This window comes from Lentilactobacillus sp. (genome assembly GCF_040773105.1).
GTDB classification, from domain to species: domain Bacteria; phylum Bacillota; class Bacilli; order Lactobacillales; family Lactobacillaceae; genus Lentilactobacillus; species Lentilactobacillus parabuchneri.
The window spans coordinates 1-3,547 of the sequence record NZ_JAXGWW010000219.1 but is presented as its reverse complement, the minus strand read 5'-3'; the positions used below and the strand labels follow the sequence as shown (position 1 = coordinate 3,547).

Annotated in this window: 4 protein-coding genes; all 4 read right to left on the bottom strand. The window is 44.0% G+C overall.

Annotated elements, in window-relative coordinates; all coding sequences use genetic code 11:
• Positions 1-226, bottom strand: a 226-nt coding sequence (locus tag AB3112_RS09675; RefSeq protein ID WP_187347552.1) for a transposase, incomplete at its 3' end; no start/stop codon positions are given.
• Positions 227-504: 278 nt separating this feature from the next.
• The gene (arcD, locus tag AB3112_RS09670) at positions 505-1,932 is read right to left on the bottom strand and encodes an arginine-ornithine antiporter (protein ID WP_367334386.1); all 1,428 of its coding nucleotides are present in this window, start codon (positions 1,930-1,932) and stop codon (positions 505-507) included.
• A 15-nt stretch (positions 1,933-1,947) separates the two neighbouring features.
• Positions 1,948-2,649 carry a Crp/Fnr family transcriptional regulator gene (locus tag AB3112_RS09665; protein WP_054656124.1) on the bottom strand — a complete coding sequence of 234 codons (702 nt, stop codon included), beginning with the start codon at positions 2,647-2,649 and terminating at the stop codon, positions 1,948-1,950.
• Positions 2,650-2,775: 126 nt separating this feature from the next.
• A partial coding sequence (gene arcC, locus AB3112_RS09660; protein WP_367334385.1) for a carbamate kinase occupies positions 2,776-3,547 on the bottom strand: 772 nt, incomplete at its 5' end.

The following is a 3,547-nucleotide window of genomic DNA, read 5'->3' as shown; positions in this document are numbered from 1 at the left end:
TTAAGTTAAGTTGGCCGTACTTCGTATCAAACGAGCGCTCATAACTGCCGTTGCGGTTATTACCAGTGTTAATCCCAGCGTATGAGTAGCGTTCGTAACCCAAAAACTCTGCCAATTCAGTTTGAAGCAGCTGGTTGATGGCGATTTCAAGGTGGTGACGAAAAACTTCGTCCAAATCTTGTTTTTGGGCCAGTGCAGCGATAATTTCTGTGGTAAGTTCATTCATGGGGAATGCCTCCTGTGATGTTTTCTGTGATTACTAAATATCATAAGGGAAGGCATTCCCTATTTCTATACAATTCAGAAATCTTTTATGCATTTACACAAGATATTTTACGCTCTCGGATTTGAATAGGGTGCTTATGTGCAGGTTATTAACCGCTTTGCTCCACTCACTTTTTAGCAACTGACGCTCAATGAATAAGCCCCATCTGGCTAAAGCCAAAAGCAGGCTTTAACCAGATGGGGCTTATTCAACCACGTCAAACCGTTGCTCGTCGCTCACTAAAATGTAATCTTTCCCACTACCAAACCATAAATTGTATAGATGGCAGCAATCACAATCACGATTGCAAGCGTCATTTCAATTGGGCCAAATACTTTCTTTGCATGATTGTCTCGCTTCTGTAAGATCCAGAATACTGGAATCCCTGCAGCGAACAATAATGACATCAGCAATAAGAAATTGGCTCCTGCCGCGAACAACAACCAGCAGGCGTAAATACTTGAGATAATTCCAATAATAATGTTGCCAGTTCGGCCCTTGCCATGATCACTTTGGACCGAGTACTTCAGTTGATAGAATGCTGAGAATGCGTACGGAATTAGAATTGCGGCACTGGCGATTGAATAGAAGAAGTTATAAGCCTGCGCCGTAATCAAATACGTAAACATGAACAATTCAACCAACACATTTGTGACAGTCAATGAGGTAATTGGCGCCCCATTCTTGTTTTCCTTGGCGAATATCTTCGGGAAGGAGCCCTCTTTGGCGGCTTCATATGGCAATTGACCAGCAAACATGGTCCATGACAGCCAAGCACCGACAACTGAGATAATCAACCCCAGATTAACAACGGCTGAGCCCCATTTACCGACGATGCTTTCCAACAAGTCAGCCATTGCTGGTTGGGTTAAGTGTGACAAGCCTGCTCGGCTCATAACACCAAATGACAGCAACGTAATTAACATATAAATCAGAACAACAGTAATAATTCCAAGAACCGTTGCTTTACCAACATCTGAACGTTTACGAGCCCGGCCAGAAAAGACAACCGCGCCTTCAATTCCGATAAATACCCATACGGTTACCAGCATGGTGCTTTTTGCCTGCGCCATGACATCCGCAAACTGGAATTTACCAGATGGGGTGAACCAGAAATTGCCTGTAAACATGTTCAGCTTAAATGCGAATAAAACGATAATGATAAATAAGAAAATTGGAATCAATTTAGCAACAGTAATCACAACGTTGACAAATGATGCAGACTCAACCCCACGAAGGATCATAAAGTGGCAGGCCCACAAGATAAACGATGCCGCAATGATCGACCAAATGTTTTGTCCATCACCAAATACTGGTAGGAAGTAAGCGACCGCACTCATCAATAGGGTCGCATAACCAACGTTGCCAAGCCATGCGGACAGCCAATAACCCCAAGCAGAGTTAAAGCCCATGTACTTACCAAAGCCGGCTTCCGCGTAGCTGTAAATCCCGGCATCCAAATCCGGACGCTTCATGATCAAGTTCTGGAAGGTCATCGCCAACATGACCATTCCAATTGCGGTAATGATCCAGCCAATAATGATCGCACCAGGACCAGCACCAACGGCCATGTCGTGCATCAAGTTGAATACACCACCGCCGATGATTGATCCGACAACGAGGCCAATGAGTTCCATTAAGCCTAACTTACCGTCTTTCTCTTTCATATTGATTCACTCCTTTTAGGTAGATGTTTCGTCTCTAACTAAAATCTTGAAATATTTTCGATTGTATCGAACCTTGTTTTCCTTAACCAGCTGTTGGACCATCGCACTGGTGGTTTCGCGGGTCGTTCCGCTCACCTTGGATAACTCCCCCAACGTCATTGGGTAAGGGACCAAGATCGAACCATCTTCTTGATCATCTCCTATCTGCTGGCCTAAAAACCAGATTGCGTTCCAAACTCGGCATTTGGCACTCGTCGTGACCATCTTCTGCAACTGCGTTTCGGCCATATTGATAATCCGGCTCATCTCGCGAATGGCGTTCACCATTAACTCAGGAGTACTGCGTAAAACTTCTTCATACAAGTTCATTGGGATCTCAGCTAATTTCACTTCTGTCATGCTCTCAACCGTGTAAGCATAATTAGCGTCATCAAATAAACCGATATACGGGAATGCTTTGTTTTGGCGAACGTATAAATATAATTGTTCTTCGCCGTCTTCGTCCCAGTGAAACGATTTAACAACACCGTCAATCAAATAGTAGAAATTATCCCGTGAATCACCCTGATCAAACAGGATTTGACCGCGGTGATATGTTTTAATTTTTATCGCCGAAATCACCTTTTGGATATCGGCATCATCCAGCGGGCCAAACTCGGGATGGGTTCGCAAATTATCCGCATAGCGCTGATAAGCACTCTTATCTTTCATGATCATGATTAATCTCCTCATTAAAACGATTACATAGTTGTCCCTTCAGTAAAAGTGTAACGCATTTAAATGGGGTGTACATTAATTGGACCATTAATCGACAAATTAATGGTATTTTATCTGGAATTACATTTAAACTCTTGAAGCTGCCGGCTTGATAATCGTGCCGCTGCCATTTTCGATGAAGCCCTCAATGTTATCTAGCGCCGTCACAACCGCTTCATTACCGGTTGCATTGACAAAGTCCATTGCTGCTTGGACTTTTGGCAGCATGCTACCTGGGGCAAATTGCTTTTCATCGATAAACTTTTCGAGTTCAGAAACCGTCACTTCCTCAAGCTTTTTCTGATTTGGCTTGTTAAAGTTAACGAAAATATTGTTAACGGCAGTCAAAATGATCAAGGCATCAGCACCCACCAACTCGGCCAATTTTTCACTCGCAAAGTCTTTATCGATCACTGCTTCTTTTCCGACCAACTGGTTACCGTTAGTTACAACAGGGATTCCACCACCACCAACTGAGATTGGCACGATGCCGGCATCCACTAATGTATTAACTGCGGCCGTCTCAACTACCCCGATTGGCTTTGGTGACGGTACGACCCGACGATAGCCACGGCCAGAATCTTCGACAAACGTAAAATCAGGATTCTGTTTCTTTGCCAAATCGGCCTCATCCTTGTTCATAAAGGGTCCAATTGGTTTTGTTGGATTTTTGAATGCGGGATCATCGGCACTGACTTCAACTTGCGTCACAATCGTGGCAACCATTTTGTTCAGGCCTCTTTCTTTGATCACTTGATTCATGGCATTCTGCATCCAGTAGCCGATACTACCTTGAGTCATCGCCACACAAGTATCAAGAGGCATCTCAGGATTGTCCTTGGTGCTACCACCAGCCTGT

Excerpts from the sequence above, each read along its gene's own strand:
- arcD (WP_367334386.1), bottom strand. The coding sequence starts at position 1,932 with ATGAAAGAGAAAGACGGTAAGTTAGGCTTAATGGAACTCATTGGCCTC.
- AB3112_RS09665 (WP_054656124.1), bottom strand. The coding sequence starts at position 2,649 with ATGATCATGAAAGATAAGAGTGCTTATCAGCGCTATGCGGATAATTTG.